The organism is Streptomyces sp. NPDC007875 (assembly GCF_042868035.1).
GTDB classification, from domain to species: Bacteria; Actinomycetota; Actinomycetes; order Streptomycetales; family Streptomycetaceae; genus Streptomyces; species Streptomyces antimycoticus.
Window position 1 is genome coordinate 782663 of record NZ_JBIADZ010000001.1, and the last position, 16352, is coordinate 799014.

Consider the following 16352-nt stretch of genomic DNA (forward strand, 5'->3'; position numbering starts at 1 on the left):
CGTATGGATCCTCAGTCAGATGTGGCCGAGCGCGCGCCCTCGCGTCCCCTCCGCGCTGACGTGGCCCGGAAGGGGCCCGTGTTCGTGGACCTCTCCGGGCGCCGTGGCCGACTGGTACGACATGTGGGCGTGGTCGCGGGGGCCGCCTGCCTCGGCTATTCGGCGGTCCTGGGGCTGGGCTACGCGGGCGGTACGCCGTTCGCGCCGCAGACGCTGATCCCCGGGCATCCCGTCGCCACCGAGGCGTTCGGCCGGCAGCCGAAGCACACCCCGGAGGGGCGTTCGGGGCCCTCCGAGTCGCATGAGCGGCGCGACGACACGCAGGAGTACGCGTACGCCCCGACTCACCGTCAGCACCAGCGCCACCGGCGCGACTCCGAGCGTCCGGCGCCCCGGGCCGCCCGGGAGCCCGTCGCCCTGCCCCCCATCACCACCCGGCCGCGGCCCGCGCCCCCGCAGCCCGCCCCGCCCAAGGCCCACCGCGCGGCGCCCCGGCACTCCCCCGCGCACCCCCGCCCCGGCACCCGCGAGTCCGCCGAGGGACACCGGGCCGCGGGGCACCGCAAGCACACCCACGCGCCCTCGCATCCGGCTGCCCACCCGCCCGTCAAACACCCCGCGGACGCGTCGCACACCCCGCCGAAGAAGCACCCCGCCACCGCCAAGCCGCCGGCCAAGGGCTCCGGCCGCCCGCAAGCCCCCGGCCGCACCACGAAGCCCGGCCACACCAAGTCCCCCCAGAAGCCCCAGACCCAGAAGCCCCCGCAGGCCAACACGCCCAAGCCCCCGAAAGGCCCCCAGGGGCCCGCCGGCGGCGGCGCCCCGGCCGGTGGGCCGGGCGCCCCCGAGGCCGAGGGCGAGGAGTCATGAGCGGCGGCAGACCGCCGAGGCTGCCGCGGCCGCGCCGTCGGCCCCCCGCGCCCCGCCAGGACGGCGCGCCCCGCACGGTGTTCCGGCTGACCGGCTCCGGGCACCGCGCCGCGAGGCTCACGAGGAGGCTCCGGGTCATGGGCAGGCTCAGGCTCCCGGGCAGGCTCCGCGGCGTCAGGCCGCCCCACGCCGAGGCCCGCACCCCCAAGCTGACCAAAGCCGAGGCCCGCACCCCCAAGCTGACCAAAGCCGAGGCCCGCGCCCCCAAGTCGCCCGCCTCCACACTCCGCCCGCCCAGGCTCCGCACCCTCAAGCTGCGAAAGCTCCGCACCCGCACCCGGATGGTGCTCGCCCTCGCGACCCTGCTCGCGCTGGTGTGCACCCTGCTGCTGGACGGCTATCTGCACGCCGAGGTGGGCAACGACGCCCGGGTGTACCGCTCACAGGCCTCGCGCACCGTCCCCGACCGGCTGCGCAAGGGCGGGCCGGTGATCACCTTCGACCGGAAGGGGAAGGCCACCGAGCACGCCATCCCGTCCAAGACCATCGCCCTGACCTTCGACGACGGCCCGGACCCCCGCTGGACCCCGGAGATCCTCGACGTGCTGCGCCGCCACAAGGTGCGGGGGACCTTCTTCGTGCTCGGCCAGATGGTGGTCCGCCATCCGGAGCTGGTCCGCCGGATGCGGGCCGCGGGCCATGAGGTCGGGGTGCACACCTTCTCCCATGTCGACCTGTCCTACCAGGACAAGGGGCGCATGGACCGCGAACTGGCCCAGTCCCAGCTGGCCCTGGCCGGTGCGGCGGGCATCACCAGCTCGCTCTTCCGCGCGCCGTACGCCTCCAAGGTCCGCGCGCTGGACGACCGCACCTGGCCGGTGCAGCAGCACATCGGCTCCAAGGGCTACATCAGCGCGTTCGTGGACACCGACAGCGAGGACTGGCAGCGGCCCCCGGTCAAGGAGATCGTCCAGAACGCCACTCCCGAGGGGAAGAAGGGCGCGTCCGTGCTCTTCCACGACGCGGGCGGCAACCGCTCGCGGACCGTGACGGCCCTGGGGCTGTACATCGAGCGGATGCAGAAGAAGGGCTACTCCTTCACCACCGTCACCGGAGCGCTCGGCGCCCACAGCGCCAACCACCCGGCGCAGACCCTGCCGGTCTGGGAGGGCCGGGCGCTGATCTGGGCCGCCGCGTTCACCCACAGCGCGCTGCCGGCGCTGATGGCGCTGCTGGGCCTGGTCGGCTTCTCGGTGATCGGGCGGCTGCTGCTGATGGTGGTCCTCGCCTGGTGGCACCGGCGCTCGCGGGAGCGGCGGCGCTGGAGCCGGGTGCAGGAGGTGACCGATCCGGTGAGCGTGATCGTGCCCGCGTACAACGAGAAGGAGTGCATCGCCAACACCCTGAAGTCGCTGTCCGCCTCCACCCACCCCATCGAGATCCTGGTCGTGGACGACGGCTCCACCGACGGCACCGCCGATATCGCCGAGGCGATGGGGCTGCCCAACGTGCGGGTGCTGCGCCAGGCCAACGCGGGCAAGCCCGCCGCGCTCAACCGGGGCATCGCCCACGCCGGCCACGAGCTGATCGTGATGATGGACGGCGACACCGTCTTCGAGCCCACCACCATCCGTGAGCTGGTCCGCCCGTTCGCCGACTCGCGGGTGGGCGCGGTCGCGGGCAACGCCAAGGTGGGCAACCGGGGCAAGCTGATCGGCGCCTGGCAGCACATCGAGTATGTGATGGGCTTCAACCTCGACCGGCGGATGTACGACCTGCTGCGCTGCATGCCCACCATCCCCGGCGCGATCGGCGCCTTCCGCCGCCGGGCGCTGCTGGAGGCCGGGGGCATGAGCGCGGACACCCTGGCCGAGGACACCGACATCACCATCGCCCTGCACCGGGCCGGCTGGCAGGTGGTCTACCAGGAGCACGCCCGCGCCTGGACCGAGGCGCCCAGCTCCCTCGGCCAGCTGTGGAAGCAGCGCTACCGCTGGAGTTACGGCACCATGCAGGCGCTGTGGAAGCACCGCCGCTCGCTGATCGACCGGGGGCCCTCGGGGCGGTTCGGCCGGGTGGGGATGCCACTGGTGGTGCTCTTCCAGATCCTCACCCCGCTGTGCGCGCCGCTGATCGACCTCTTCACCCTCTACGGGGTGATCTTCCTGGACCCGGTGCGTTCGCTGCTGGCCTGGGGCGCGCTGCTGCTGGTGCAGCTGCTGGGCGCGGCGTACGCGTTCCGGCTGGACCGGGAGGGCTACCGGGCACTGGCCGTACTGCCGCTGCAGCAGATCGCCTACCGCCAGTTGATGTATCTGGTGCTGCTGCACTCCTGTGTCACCGCGGCGACCGGCGCCCTGCTGCCGTGGCAGAAGCTCAAGCGCACCGGCGAGGTGGAGACTCCGCGGGCGCCGGAGGCCGTACGGTGACCGGGCTCACTCGTTCGGCACGGCGGGCGCGGGAACACGGGGTGGCGTGATGACGCTGTGCTGGACGGAGGTGTCCCCATGACCGACGAGAGCCACCGCGACGAGCGCCCCCGGGAGGGCTACCGCATCGAGCACGACTCGATGGGGGAGGTGAGGGTCCCGGCGCACGCCAAGTGGCGCGCCCAGACCCAGCGGGCGGTGGAGAACTTTCCCGTCAGCGGGCAGCGGCTGGAGCGGGCGCATATCGAGGCGCTGGCCCGGATCAAGGGCGCGGCCGCCCTGGTCAACGCCGATCTGGGCGTGGTGGACAAGGACATCGCGGGGGCGATCGCGGAGATGGCGGCCCAGGTCGCCGAGGGCCGCTGGGACGACCACTTCCCGGTGGACGTCTTCCAGACCGGCTCCGGCACCTCGTCCAATATGAACACCAATGAGGTGCTGGCCACCCTGGCGAGCGAGCGTCTGGGCCGCCCGGTGCACCCCAACGACCATGTCAACGCCAGCCAGTCCTCCAACGACGTCTTCCCCTCGTCGATCCACATCGCGGCCACCGCGGCCGTCACCGGCGATCTGATCCCGGCCCTGGCCCATCTGGCGGAGGCGCTGGAGCGCAAGGCGGCCGAGTTCGCGGAGGTGGTCAAGGCGGGGCGCACCCATCTGATGGACGCCACTCCGGTGACCCTTGGTCAGGAGTTCGGCGGCTACGCGGCACAGGTACGGTACGGGATCGAGCGGCTGCGCGCCGCGCTCCCCCGGCTGGCCGAGCTGCCGCTGGGCGGTACGGCGGTGGGCACCGGGATCAACACCCCGCCCGGGTTCGCCGCCGCCGTCATCGCCGAGCTGGCCCGCACCACCGGGCTGCCGCTGACCGAGGCCCGGGACCACTTCGAGGCGCAGGGCGCGCGGGACGGGCTGGTCGAGACGTCCGGGCAGCTGCGGACGATCGCGGTCGGCCTCACCAAGATCTCCAACGATCTGCGCTGGATGGCGTCCGGCCCCCGCACCGGGCTCGCCGAGATCGCCCTGCCCGATCTGCAGCCGGGCTCCTCCATCATGCCGGGGAAGGTCAACCCGGTGATCCCCGAGGCCACGCTGATGGTCGCGGCGCAGGTCACCGGCAATGACACCACCGTCGCCATGGCCGGGGCCGCCGGGAACTTCGAGCTCAATGTGATGCTCCCGGTGATCGCCAAGAATCTGCTGGAGTCGATCCGGCTGCTGACCAATGTCTCCCGGCTGCTCGCGGACCGCACGATCGACGGGATCACCGCCAACGCCGAGCGGGCCCGGGAGTACGCGGAGTCCTCGCCGTCCGTCGTCACCCCGCTCAACCGCTACCTCGGCTACGAGGAGGCGGCGAAGGTGGCCAAGCGGTCGCTGGCGGAGCGCAAGACCATCCGGGCGGTGGTGCTGGAGTCCGGCTATGTGGAGCGCGGGCTGCTGACCGTGGAGCAGCTGGACGAGGCGCTCGACGTCCTGCGTATGACGCATCCTTAGCCGGGCGTTGGCCACCGGTTGCGGCATAGGTCACGGCATCGCGGCCCCGGCGCACCTAAGATCTGCTCATGACAGCGGACATCGCGGAGACGACGGGGACGGCGGACATCGCCCGGTGGGCACCGGGTGACCATATCCTGTGGCGCTATCGCGCCAACGCCTCCGAGCTCATCCACATCTGCCGTCCCGTAACCGTCGTCGAGGACACCGCCGAGCTGCTCGCCGTCTGGCTCGCCCCCGGCACCCCCTGCGTCAAACCGCAGCTCACCGACGGCACCTCGGTGCACCACGAGCCGCTGTCCACCCGTTACACCAAGCCGCGGACCACGGCGCTGTCCCAGTGGTTCGGCACCGGGGTGCTGAAGCTGGCCCGGCCCGGCGAGCCGTGGTCGGTGTGGCTGTTCTGGGACCAGGGCTGGCAGTTCAAGAACTGGTACGTGAACCTGGAGGAGCCGCTGGTCCGCCGGGCCCGCGGAGTGGACTCCGAGGACCACTTCCTGGACATCGCGGTCTACCCCGACCACAGCTGGGAATGGAAGGACGAGGACGAGTTCGCGCAGGCGCAGCGGGCCGGGCTGATGGGCCCCGAGCAGGCGGAGCGGGTCCGGACCGCGGGCCGGGCGGCCGTGGCGACCATCGAGTCCTGGGGAGCGCCGTTCCGGGACGGGTGGGAGAACTGGCGGCCCGACCCCGCATGGTCCGTGCCCGCCCTTCCGGCGGACTGGGGCCGTACGGACAAGAAGCACACCTCGGCACACTCGAGGTCATGAACCTCTTGTCGTGTCCCAGTGTTTCAAACGTAGGATCGTCGTCCGGAACACTGCCCATGCGGGACACCAGATGCCGGCGCAAGTCACGGGCGATGCGCAAGATCTGACGTATTGCCACAGGAGGGGGCGGAGTCGTGAGCGGTGAGGACGAGTGCGGGGACGGTTACGAGGGCTACGAGGACTTCGACCGCCTCGCACTGGACCGCAGCGGTCAGGCGGACGCCTTCGACACCATCGGCGACCGCTATGACGAGGCCTTTCCGTACAAAGAGGGTCAGATCGCGGCCGGCCAGTGGCTGGCCGAATCCCTGCCGCCCGGCTCCCGGGTGCTCGACGTCGGCTGCGGTACGGGCCTGCCCACGGCCCGTCAGCTGGTGGACGCGGGGCACGAGGTGGTCGGCATCGACATCTCCGCGGGGATGCTCAAGCTGGCCCGGGACAATGTGCCGGAGGCCACCTTCCACCATGTGGACATCGTCGATCTGCGGGTGGGCGGCCGGTACGGCCCGGGAGGCCCCCGGGAGCTCGGCCCCTTCGACGGCATCGCCGGCTACTTCACACTGCTGCTGCTGCCCCGCCCGGAGATCCCGTACGCACTGCGGACCCTGCACGCGGTGCTCAGACCCGAGGGGCTGCTGGGGCTGGGGATGGTGGAGGCGGACATCGACGACTTCCCCATCCCGTTCCTCGGCAACTCGGTCCGGGTATCCGGTTATCTGCGGGACGAGCTGCGCCAGGTCGTACGCGAAGCGGGCTTCGAGATCGCCGGGGAGGACTCACACGCGTACGCCCCGGCCAGCACGGACGTACCACCCGAGATCCAGCTCTATCTGAACTGCCGACGACGTGCCTGACACTCGGTGCGCCCACGACCTGCGGGCGCACGGCCCCGGACGGATGGAAACCCACGCGTGACGGAGCACCCCACCTCCCACAACAGGCGGCAGGCGGCCACCTCTGCCGCCGCCCCGGGCGCGCCCGCGCCCGACGACGCGCACGGCGCGGTCCCGGACCCGCGGACCGCCGTGCGGCAGACGGCTGCCCCCGGCCAGGAGCCCGGCGGCGGCCGCCCGCGTCCTGCCTACCCCGCGGACGGCCCCGCGGGCCCGGCGGCCCATGACGGACCCCCGGGCCCCGAGGCGGAGCCCGTGCCGCGCGCCAGAGAGCGCGGCGGCGCCCCCGAGCGCGGCGACGGCGCCGACCGTACGGGGCGCGGGCGCCGTAACCGCGGCCGGAGCGGCGCCACCGGCACCGACGGCGCCGCCGGGCAGGGAGGCGCCGCCGCGGCGCGCGGTGGCGGAGGCAGGGAGCGCCGGAACACGGCGGAGAGCGAGCACCCGGCGCAGCCGGAGCACGGCACACCGGAGGGCGAGCCTGTGTGGGACGCGGATCGCAATGCCGCAAGAGGCGCGTCGGGCCGGCCCGGAGGGCCGAGCGGCGGCACCGGCCCCGATGAGCAGCTCCCGGCCGCCCCGAGCGGCGACCGGGGCCGGGGAACGGCGCGCCGGGGCGCCGGCGCGGGCGAGCACCCGGAGCGGGCCGGTGAGACCCACGCGGCGGCCGCCACCGCGGGCGAGGTGGCGTACAGCGGGCCGGAGGGCGGGGTGCCCACGGTGCCGCCCGCGGGCGTATCCACCGCCGCCGCCGAGGCCGCCACCGCGCGGGACCGGGGCGGCGACCGGCTGCGGTTCGTGGGGGCCGCGACCCGGCGGATCGCCCGGGGCATCGACCTGGACGAGATCGTGCTGGGCCTGTGCCGGGCCACCGTGCCCACCTTCGCCGACGCGATCCTGGTGTATCTGCGCGATCCGCTGCCGGTCGGCGACGAGCGCCCGGTCGGCCCGGTGGTGCTGCGGCTGCGCCGCACCGACCGGATCCCGCTGGATCCGGACACCGACAGCGGCCGGCTGTCGCTGCTGCCCTCCCAGCCGGATCTGTCGCCCGCAGTGGGCGGCGGCCCGGCCGCCGAGCTGTGCGAGGTGGAGGCGGGCGGTCCGCTGGCCGAGGTGCTGCGCGGGGTGCGGCCGGTGTTCGGCGACTCGCAGGCCGCCCGCGCCGCGCTGCCGGAACTGCTCGGCGAGGGCCCCTCGGTGGCGACCGGTCAGCGCACCGTGCTGGCGCCGCTGCGCGGCCGCCGCCGGGTGATCGGCGCGGCCGTGTTCGTACGCCGCCCGGACCGGCCGCCGTTCGAACCGGACGACCTGCTGGTGGCCGCGCAGCTCGCCACCCACACCGCGCTCGGCGTCGACAAGGCGGTGCTGTACGGGCGCGAGGTGTACATCGCGGACGAGCTGCAGCGCACCATGCTGCCCGACTCGCTGCCGCAGCCCACCGGCGTCCGGCTGGCCAGCCGCTATCTGCCCGCGGCCGAGACCGCGCGGGTCGGCGGCGACTGGTACGACGCGATCCCGCTGCCGGGCAACCGGGTGGCGTTGGTGGTCGGCGATGTGATGGGCCATTCGATGACCTCCGCCGCGATCATGGGCCAGCTCCGCACCACCGCGCAGACCCTGGCCGGGCTCGATCTGCCGCCGCAGGAGGTGCTGCACCACCTCGACGAGCAGGCCCAGCGGCTGGGCACCGACCGCATGGCCACCTGCCTGTACGCGGTCTACGACCCGGTCGCGCACCGCATCGTGGTCGCCAACGCGGGCCATCCGCCGCCCATCCTGCTGCACCGGGGCGGCCGCGCCGAGGTGCTGCGGGTGCCGCCGGGGGCGCCGATCGGGGTCGGCGGGGTCGACTTCGAGGCGGTCGAGCTGGACGCCCCGGCCGGGGCCACCCTGATGCTCTACACCGACGGGCTGGTCGAATCGCGGATGCGCGATGTGTGGACCGGGATCGAGCAGTTGCGGGAGCGGCTGACCGCCACCGCCCGGCTCACCGGCCCCAACCCGCCGCCGTTGGAGCCGCTGTGCGACGAGGTGCTGGACATGCTCGGCCCCGGCGACCGCGACGACGACGTGGCGCTGCTCGCGGCCCGCTTCGAGGGCATCGCGCCCAGCGATGTCGCGTACTGGTTCCTGGACCCGAAGGCGCAGACCGCCGGGCAGGCGCGCCGGCTGGCCCGCCGGGCGCTGGCCCGCTGGGACCTGGACGATCTGACGGACGCGGTGGAGCTGCTGGTCAGCGAGGTGGTGACCAACGCGGTGCGCTACGCCGAGCGGCCGATCACCCTGCGGCTGCTGCGCACGGACGTCCTGCGCTGCGAGGTCGGGGACGACGTCCCCCAGCTGCCGCGGCTGCGCCAGGCCCGGCCGTCCGACGAGGGCGGCCGCGGGCTGTATCTGGTGAACCGGATGGCGCGGCGCTGGGGCGCGACCCGGCTGTCCACGGGCAAGGTCGTCTGGTTCGAGCTCGCGATGCCGTGAGGCGCACGGTCGTGAGGCGTACGGTCCCGGGCCGCCCGGTGCGGGGCCGTACGGTTCAGGACCTCGCGCTGAGGTAGGCCACGACCATGTCGCCGAGCATCCGGCGGTAGTGGGCGCGGCGCTCCGGGTCCAGGGGGTCGCGGCCGAAGAGGGTGCCAAAGGTGTGCTGGTTGGCCACCGGGAAGACGGCGAACGAGCTGATCATCATGTGCACGTCGACGGCGTCGGTGTCGGTGTCGTCGCGGAAGACGCCCTGCTCACGGCCGCGGGCGAGGATCCCGGAGATCAGATCGATCACCGGGGTACCGGCCTTGGCCAGCGTCTCGGACTTGACCAGGTGCTCGGCCCGGTGGATGTTCTCGATCGACACCAGCCGGATGAAGTCGGCGTGTGCGGTGTGGTGGTCGAAGGTCAGCTCGGCCAGGTGCCGGATGGCCTCGGCGGGGTCCAGACCGGTGACGTCCACGGCCTGTTCGGCCTCGCGGATACCGGTGTAGGCGCGCTCCAGGACCTTGACGTAGAGCTGCTCCTTGCCGCCGAAGTAGTAGTAGATCATCCGCTTGGTGGTGCGGGTGAGTGCGGCAATCTCGTCGACGCGGGCCCCGGCGTAGCCGCGCTCGGCGAATTCCCGGGTCGCGACGTCCAGGATCTCGGCCTGGGTGCGGACGGCGTCGCGGAGGCGGCTGTTCTTCGGCGGCTGATCGCTCATGCTGGGCCCACTCTACGTGCAGGGGGTTCACAAGAAGGCGTTCTGGGGTTTTTACTGTCCCAGCTACTAACGAACCAGTTCGTACATTAGCCGAGCCGCCGAACGCAGGAGGTCACCCGTATGCGAGGCAGTGCACACCAGTCGCGGGAGTCACCGGAGGGGCGGGCGGGCCGGGAGTCCTGTCTGGTGGGGCTGATCGGATCCGGCGTGGGCCCCTCGCTCTCCCCCGCCCTGCACCAGCGCGAGGCCGACCGCCACGGGCTGCGGTATCTCTACCGCACGATCGACATCGATCCGCTGGGGCTCGGCCCGGACGGGGTGGGCGAGTTGGTGCGGGCCGCCGCCCGGCTGGGCTTCGACGGACTGAACATCACCCACCCCTGCAAGCAGACGGTCATCGGGCATCTCGACGGACTGTCGGAGGACGCCGCGCTGCTCGGCGCGGTCAACACGGTCGTCTTCGGCGAGGACGGCCGGGCGATCGGCCACAACACCGACGGGTCCGGCTTCGCCCGCTCCTTCGCCCGCGGCCTGCCCGACGCGCCCACCGGCGACATCGTGCTGCTCGGCGCGGGCGGGGCGGGCGCCGCCGTCGCCCACGCGCTGCTGACCGTCGGCGCCGACCGGCTGACGCTGGCCGACACCGATCCGGCGCGGGCCGCCGGGCTCGCCGGGACGCTGGCCAAACGGTTCGGCGCCACCCGGGTCCGTACCGTGCAGGGCGGCGGACTCCCGGCGGCCGTCGAGGTCGCCGACGGGCTGGTGCACGCCACCCCCACCGGGATGGCCACCCACCCCGGGCTGCCGCTGCCCGCCGGGCTGCTGCGGCCCGGGTTGTGGGTCGCCGAGGTGGTCTACCGCCCGCTGGTCACCCCGCTGCTGACCGCCGCCCGCGCGGCCGGCTGCCGCACCCTGGACGGCGGCGGCATGGCCGTCTTCCAGGCCGCCGACGCCTTCCGCCTCTTCACCGGCCGCGAACCCGACGCTGAGCGGATGCTCACCGACCTCACCGACCTGCTCGAGCTCCCCGCCGGAGGCTGATCATGCGCAAGTCCATCGCCACCGTGTGCCTCAGCGGCACCCTCGAGGAAAAACTCACCGCCATCGCCGCCGCCGGTTTCGACGGGGTCGAGATCTTCGAGAACGACCTGCTGGCCAGTCCCCTGTCCCCCGAGCGGGTCCGGGACCGCGCCGCCGAACTGGGCCTGGCCATCGACCTCTTCCAGCCCTTCCGCGACTTCGAGGCCGTCCCCGAGGACCTGCTGGCCCGCAATCTGCGCCGGGCCGAGAAGAAGTTCGCGGTCATGGAGCGGCTCGGGGCCGATCTGATGCTGGTGTGCTCCAGCGTCTCCCCCCTCGCCCTCGACAACGACGCCCTCGCCGCCGAGCAGCTCCGGCTACTCGCCGAACGGGCCGCCGCCCACGGCATCCGCATCGCCTACGAGGCGCTGGCGTGGGGGCGGCATGTGAACACCTACGACCACGCCTGGCGGATCGTGCGGGAGGCCGGCCACCCCGCGCTCGGCACCTGCCTGGACAGCTTCCACATCCTCTCGCGCGGCTCGGACCCCAAGGGCATCGAGGAGATCCCCGGCGAGAAGATCTTCTTCCTCCAGCTCGCCGACGCCCCGCTGATGGCCATGGACGTCCTCCAGTGGAGCCGCCACTACCGCTGCTTCCCCGGGCAGGGCGGCTTCGACGTGGCGGGGCTGCTGGAGCACGTGCTGCGGGCGGGCTACGACGGGCCGCTGTCCCTGGAGGTCTTCAACGACGTCTTCCGGCAGGGCGATACGGCCCGCACCGCCGTGGACGCGCTGCGCTCGCTGATCGCCCTGGAGGAGGCCGCGGGCCGCACCGATCTGCCCGCCCCCGTCGTCCCCACCGGCTTCGCCTTCGCCGAACTGGCCTCCGGTGGAGCCGAGTTGTCCGCGCTGCTCACCGGGCTCGGCTTCGCCCGCACCGGCCGCCACCACTCCAAGCCCGTGGAGCTGTGGGAGCAGGGCGACGCCCGGATCGTCCTCAACTCCGGCCTCGACGCCACCACCGGACACCCCGAACCCGCGCTCGCCGCCATCGGCCTGGAGACCCCCGATCCGGCCGCGTCCGCGGGCCGGGCGCGGGCCCTGCTCTCCCCCGTTCTGCCGCGCCACCGGGCCGTGGCGGACGCCCCGCTGGACGCGGTCGCCGCACCCGACTCCACCGAGCTCTTCTTCTGCCGCACCGAACACCCCGACCACCCGAGCTGGACCGGCGACTTCACCCCGCGCGCCCACGCGGCCTCCCCCGCCGGTATCACCCATATCGACCATGTGGCGCTCACCCAGCCCCGGCACCACTTCGACGAGGCGTCGCTGTTCTACCGCGCCGTCCTGGGGCTGCGGCCGCACGAATCCCTGGAACTGGCCGATCCGTACGGGCTGCTGCGCAGCCGGGCCGTGTCCAACGCCGACGGTTCGGTGCGCCTGGCACTCAACCTGGCCCAGGTCCGGCCGGGTTCGGGTCCTTCCGGCTCCCTGTGGCAGCACATCGCGCTGCGCAGCCGGGACATCCTCGCCACCGCGCGCCGGCTGCGGGAACTCGGCGCACCCCTGCTGCCCATCCCCGACAACTACTACGACGACCTCGAGGCGCGCCATGAGCTCGACCCCGGGCTCCATCGCACCCTGCGCGAGCTCGGCCTGCTCTACGACCAGGACGACAACGGCACCTTCCTGCATCTGTACACGGCCACCGTCGGCCGGGTCTTCTTCGAGATCGTCCAGCGGATCGACGGCTACCAGGGCTACGGCGCGGCCAACGCCCCCGTACGCCTGGCCGCGCAGCACGCCCGTACCGGCTGAACACCGCCAGCCCCCTTTCCCTGTTTCCCCGTCCCCGTCCCCGTCACGACCTCGCCGTCCCCCCGAGGAGCCGCCATGTCGTCAGCGTCGTCGACACCGTCACCGTCCGCCGAGCGCCCGGCCCACCCCGCCGACGCGCCACCCGATCTGCTCGATCTGCCCGATCCACCGCCGCTGCGCACGATGGTCGGCCCAGGGGTCGTCGCCGTCGGGATCGGCATGGCGGCGGGCGAGATCATCCTGTGGCCGTATCTGACCTCGATCGGCGGGCTCGGGCTGCTGTGGCTCGCGGTGGTCACCCTGGTCGTCCAGACCGTGATCAATCTGGAGATCGAGCGCTACACCCTGGCCACCGGACAGACCGTGGTCGCCGGTTTCTCCCGCTGGTCCAAGGCGTGGGGCATCCTGATCTGCCTGGCCGGCGCGTTCCAGTACGTCTGGCCGGGCTGGGCCACCTCCGGCTCGACGGTGCTCACGTATCTGACCGGCGGCGGCGATGTCACCTGGATCACCGTGGGCTCGCTGGTGGGCTTCGGGGTGGTGCTGACCGTCTCACCGGTGGTCTACCGCACGATCGAGAAGGTCGAGGTGGTCAAGGTCGTGCTGACGCTGTTCTTCCTCGCCGTCGTCGCGGTCGCCGTCATCGGCTGGCACACCTGGAGCACGGCGGGCGAGAAGACCGTCACCGGCGCCGGCCGGATCCCGGACGGCATCACCTTCACCATGATCCTCAGCGCGATCGGCGCCGCCGGGGCGGGCGGGGTGCACAATCTGGTGCTCAGCAACTGGATCCGGGACAAGGGCTACGGCATGGGCGCCCATGTCCCCAAGCTGGTCTCCCCGATCACCGGCCAGTCGGAGGCGTCGGGCGCCGACCGCTACGCCTTTCCGCAGGACGAGGCGAATCTGGCCCGCTGGCGGGTGTGGTGGCGCCGGGCCAACACCGAGCACATCGTGTCGTTCTTCGTGGTCTGCCTGGTGACGATCGGGCTGATGAGCATGCTCGCGTACGAAACCCTCTTCGGACGCGACGATGTGGAGAACAGCCCGACGTTCCTGCGGATCCAGGGCGATCTGCTGGGGCAGCAGGTGGGCGACTGGCTCAAGATCGTGTTCTTCGCGGTGGCCACGGTCTCGCTCTGGGCCGCCTCGATCGGTCTGCTCGACGTCATCGGACGGGTGGTCAGCGACTTCGCCAAGCGCAACTACCTGCGGGAATCCGCCTTCTGGACCGAGGGGCGGCTGTACTTCGCGGTCGTCTGGGCCGAGGTGGGCATCGGCTCGGCGATCCTGCTGTCCGGGGTGAACCAGCCGATCGTGCTGCTGACCATCTCCACCTGCACCGCCTCCGTCGTCACCCTCGTCTACTCGGCGCTGCTGATCCGGCTCAACCGCCGCGATCTGCCGGCCGCGGTACGGCTGCGGGGGTCGCGGCTGGGCATGATGCTGCTGGCCATCGGCTTCTACGGGTTCTTCGCCCTCGCGATGCTCAAGAGCCAGATCGAGGCGAACTTCTGACCCACGGGGCCTTCCGGCCTTACGGCCATGCGGTCCGGTGCGGGCGTGCCGAGGGGCACGCCCGCACCGGGCCGTCACTACTGGTCTCTGCGGAGGAAGCCGGCGCCGTCGTCGGCCGAGGACGACGTCGACGGGTCGGGCGGGCTCGGGGAGTCCGGGGCGGACGGCGACCCCGAGGACGTGGCGGAGGGCGACCCGCTGTCGGACGGGGAGGACGACGGGGACGACGAGGGCGACTCGCTATTGGACGGGGACGACGACGGGCTGGACGACGGCGACTCCGAGGTGTCACTCGAACTCGGCGACGGGGGCGGCTTGACCGCCGCCCCCATGTCGGTGTCCAGGTCGAACTTCGAGGCCTTCTTACCGTTCAGCGCGGTCTGGGTGTACGCGGCCCAGATCCGGGCCGGGAAGTCACCGCCGTTGACGCGGCCGCCGCCCGCGGTGCCCTTGAGCGAGACCTGCTTGCCGACGCCCTTCAGCTCGCCGAACATACCGACGGAGGTCACCAGGTCGGGGGTGTAGCCGGAGAACCAGGCCGACTTGTTGTCGTCCGAGGTGCCGGTCTTGCCCGCGACCGCCTGGCCCTGCTGCCGCACCGCTTGACCGGTGCCATCGTCGACCACCCCGGTGAGGACGGAGGTGACGGAGTCGGCGGCGCCCCGGCTGATCGCCTGGCCGTTGGTGGGATCGGGCAACTGGGGCCGCTCATCGCCCTTTTCGGCGGACTTCACGATCGCCGGGGTGACCTTCTTGCCGTGGTTGTCGAGGGTGGCGTAGACCCCGGCCATGTCCTTGGGACTGGCGCCCATCACGCCCAGCGACATCGCGGGGCGCACGTCGAAGCCGCCCGCGTCCTTGCTCATGCCCAGGTCGATGGCGGTGCTCTTCACCTTGTCCAGGCCCACGTCCACCGCCATCTGCGCGAAGACGGAGTTGACGGAGTTGTTCATCGCCTTCTGGACGGAGATGGGGCCGTAGGACTTGTTGTCCTCGTTCGGCGGGGCGAAGCCGGTGAGCGAGCCCTTGACCGGCCGCTTGCTGGTGCCGTCGTAGACGGTGCTCGCCGTGATCGGGGTGCCGTCCTGCGTGGTGGAGCCGTTCTCCAGCCCCGCGGCCAGGATCAGCGGCTTGAACGTGGAGGCGGGCTGGTAGTCCGAGCGGGTGGCGTTGTTGTAATAGTGCTCAGTCGCACCGGCGCCGCCGTACATCGCCACGATGCCACCGGACTTGGGGTCCACCGAGACCGCGCCCACCTGGGCATCGCCGTCGACCTTGCGCTTCTTCGGGTCCAGCTTGGACGTCAGCTCGGTGCGGACCGCCTTCTCCAGCGCCTTCTGCTTCTTCTTGTCGATGTTGAGGGTGACCGTCCAGCCGCCGGCCCCGAACTCGTTCTCGTCCACCCCTGCCTTGATCAGCTCCTTCTTCGCGGCTTCGACGAAGTAGCCCGTCTGACCGTCGAGGCCGGGGATGGGGCGGGGCTCGATGGGCACGGGGAACTTCATGCCCTCGCGCTCGCTCTTCGGCAGCCAGTCCTTCTCGACCATGTTGTCGAGGACGTAGTTCCAGCGGTTCTTCACCAGCCGCTTGCCGTTGGGGCCCGCCGCCGACCAGTCGTACTGGCTGGGCGCCTGGAGTACCGACGCGAGATAGGCGCCCTGCTCGACGCTGAGTTCCTCGACGTCCTTGTCGTAGTACGCGCGGGCGGCGGCCTGGATGCCGTAGGCCCCCCGGCCGTAGTAGCTGGTGTTGATGTAGCCCGCGAGGATGTAGTCCTTGGACTTCTGCTGGTCGACCTTGAGCGAGATCACCAGCTCCTTCAGCTTGCGGCTGACGGTCTGTTCCTGGCTCAGGTAGTAGTTCTTGACGTACTGCTGGGTGATGGTCGAACCACCCTGCTTGCCCCGGCCCAGCGCGGTGTTGATCAGACCGCGGGCGGTGCCGGTGAACGAGACGCCGGAGTCGCTGAAGAAGTCCTTGTTCTCGGCGGCGACAAAGGTGTGCTGCACCTTCTTGGGGATCTTGGACAGCGGTACGGACTCACGGTTGACGTCGCCCGTCTTCGCCATGATCGTGCCGTCGCTGTACTTGTAGATGTTCGCCTCCGCCTTGGCCGCGGCGTTGGCAGGCGGAACATCGACCCACAGATAGAGGACGAAGAACGCCCCGATGAGCAACGCGCAGAACCCCAGGACGTAGCCGAGCACCCATTTCCAGGTGAAGAAGCGGCGTATGCCCCCCGACTTCGCCGCCCGCTTGGCTCGGCGAGCGCCCTTCTGCCGCGCGCGTCGCTCTTCCGCTCTACCCATCGCTCCCGCCGCTCCAGTCCATAAGCCCCCCAGGCCAGC

The 16352-nt window shown here is 72.0% G+C and carries 11 protein-coding genes; 9 read left to right on the plus strand and 2 right to left on the minus strand.

Annotated features, from left to right (window positions below):
- Nucleotides 1-3 precede the first annotated feature (3 nt).
- The 6 genes from ACFYOY_RS03405 to ACFYOY_RS03430 all read left to right on the plus strand — a co-directional run bounded on the left by ACFYOY_RS03405 (nucleotide 4) and on the right by ACFYOY_RS03430 (nucleotide 8937).
- Nucleotides 4-870, plus strand: coding sequence for a hypothetical protein (locus ACFYOY_RS03405; RefSeq protein WP_388584483.1), 867 nt, complete (start codon nucleotides 4-6; stop codon nucleotides 868-870).
- A 341-nt stretch (nucleotides 871-1211) separates the two neighbouring features.
- Nucleotides 1212-3299 (plus strand): bifunctional polysaccharide deacetylase/glycosyltransferase family 2 protein, encoded by a 2088-nt coding sequence (locus tag ACFYOY_RS03410; RefSeq protein ID WP_351887304.1) that lies wholly within the window; start codon nucleotides 1212-1214, stop codon nucleotides 3297-3299.
- A gap of 78 nt (nucleotides 3300-3377) precedes the next feature.
- Nucleotides 3378-4796 (plus strand): class II fumarate hydratase, encoded by a 1419-nt coding sequence (locus tag ACFYOY_RS03415; RefSeq protein WP_351887179.1) that lies wholly within the window; start codon nucleotides 3378-3380, stop codon nucleotides 4794-4796.
- Between the two features lie 68 nt (nucleotides 4797-4864).
- Nucleotides 4865-5566: a DUF402 domain-containing protein gene (locus ACFYOY_RS03420; RefSeq protein ID WP_351887176.1), complete on the plus strand. Its 702-nt coding sequence runs from the start codon at nucleotides 4865-4867 to the stop codon at nucleotides 5564-5566.
- A gap of 134 nt (nucleotides 5567-5700) precedes the next feature.
- Nucleotides 5701-6420 (plus strand): methyltransferase domain-containing protein, encoded by a 720-nt coding sequence (locus ACFYOY_RS03425; RefSeq protein WP_351887173.1) that lies wholly within the window; start codon nucleotides 5701-5703, stop codon nucleotides 6418-6420.
- A gap of 57 nt (nucleotides 6421-6477) precedes the next feature.
- Nucleotides 6478-8937, plus strand: a complete 2460-nt coding sequence (locus ACFYOY_RS03430) for a SpoIIE family protein phosphatase (RefSeq protein WP_351887170.1) — start codon at nucleotides 6478-6480, stop codon at nucleotides 8935-8937.
- Nucleotides 8938-8992: 55 nt separating this feature from the next.
- Here the strand turns inward: ACFYOY_RS03430 and ACFYOY_RS03435 are convergent, their stop codons facing one another.
- Nucleotides 8993-9646, minus strand: a complete 654-nt coding sequence (locus ACFYOY_RS03435) for a TetR/AcrR family transcriptional regulator (protein ID WP_351887167.1) — start codon at nucleotides 9644-9646, stop codon at nucleotides 8993-8995.
- A gap of 120 nt (nucleotides 9647-9766) precedes the next feature.
- On the opposite strand from ACFYOY_RS03435, the gene ACFYOY_RS03440 reads away from it, so the two are divergent.
- The 3 genes from ACFYOY_RS03440 (at nucleotide 9767) to ACFYOY_RS03450 (ending at nucleotide 14004) form a co-directional block, all read left to right on the plus strand.
- Complete coding sequence (locus tag ACFYOY_RS03440) at nucleotides 9767-10687, plus strand: shikimate dehydrogenase (protein WP_388584489.1); 921 nt, start codon at nucleotides 9767-9769, stop codon at nucleotides 10685-10687.
- A gap of 2 nt (nucleotides 10688-10689) precedes the next feature.
- Complete coding sequence (locus ACFYOY_RS03445) at nucleotides 10690-12486, plus strand: TIM barrel protein (protein WP_351887161.1); 1797 nt, start codon at nucleotides 10690-10692, stop codon at nucleotides 12484-12486.
- A gap of 75 nt (nucleotides 12487-12561) precedes the next feature.
- Complete coding sequence (locus ACFYOY_RS03450; protein WP_351887158.1) at nucleotides 12562-14004, plus strand: Nramp family divalent metal transporter; 1443 nt, start codon at nucleotides 12562-12564, stop codon at nucleotides 14002-14004.
- Nucleotides 14005-14081: 77 nt separating this feature from the next.
- Here ACFYOY_RS03450 and ACFYOY_RS03455 read toward each other — a convergent pair whose 3' ends face one another.
- A complete protein-coding gene (locus tag ACFYOY_RS03455) occupies nucleotides 14082-16313 on the minus strand; it encodes a transglycosylase domain-containing protein (RefSeq protein ID WP_351887155.1) in 2232 nt (743 codons plus the stop codon).
- Between the last annotated feature and the right edge of the window lie 39 nt (nucleotides 16314-16352).

What these genes read in the sequence shown, in the direction of transcription:
- ACFYOY_RS03450 (WP_351887158.1), top strand. Translation starts at nt 12,562, where the DNA reads ATGTCGTCAGCGTCGTCGACACCGTCACCGTCCGCCGAGCGCCCGGCC.
- ACFYOY_RS03440 (WP_388584489.1), top strand. Translation starts at nt 9,767, where the DNA reads ATGCGAGGCAGTGCACACCAGTCGCGGGAGTCACCGGAGGGGCGGGCG.
- ACFYOY_RS03410 (WP_351887304.1), top strand. Translation starts at nt 1,212, where the DNA reads ATGGTGCTCGCCCTCGCGACCCTGCTCGCGCTGGTGTGCACCCTGCTG.
- ACFYOY_RS03445 (WP_351887161.1), top strand. Translation starts at nt 10,690, where the DNA reads ATGCGCAAGTCCATCGCCACCGTGTGCCTCAGCGGCACCCTCGAGGAA.
- ACFYOY_RS03455 (WP_351887155.1), bottom strand. Translation starts at nt 16,313, where the DNA reads ATGGGTAGAGCGGAAGAGCGACGCGCGCGGCAGAAGGGCGCTCGCCGA.
- ACFYOY_RS03415 (WP_351887179.1), top strand. Translation starts at nt 3,378, where the DNA reads ATGACCGACGAGAGCCACCGCGACGAGCGCCCCCGGGAGGGCTACCGC.
- ACFYOY_RS03420 (WP_351887176.1), top strand. Translation starts at nt 4,865, where the DNA reads ATGACAGCGGACATCGCGGAGACGACGGGGACGGCGGACATCGCCCGG.
- ACFYOY_RS03435 (WP_351887167.1), bottom strand. Translation starts at nt 9,646, where the DNA reads ATGAGCGATCAGCCGCCGAAGAACAGCCGCCTCCGCGACGCCGTCCGC.
- ACFYOY_RS03405 (WP_388584483.1), top strand. Translation starts at nt 4, where the DNA reads ATGGATCCTCAGTCAGATGTGGCCGAGCGCGCGCCCTCGCGTCCCCTC.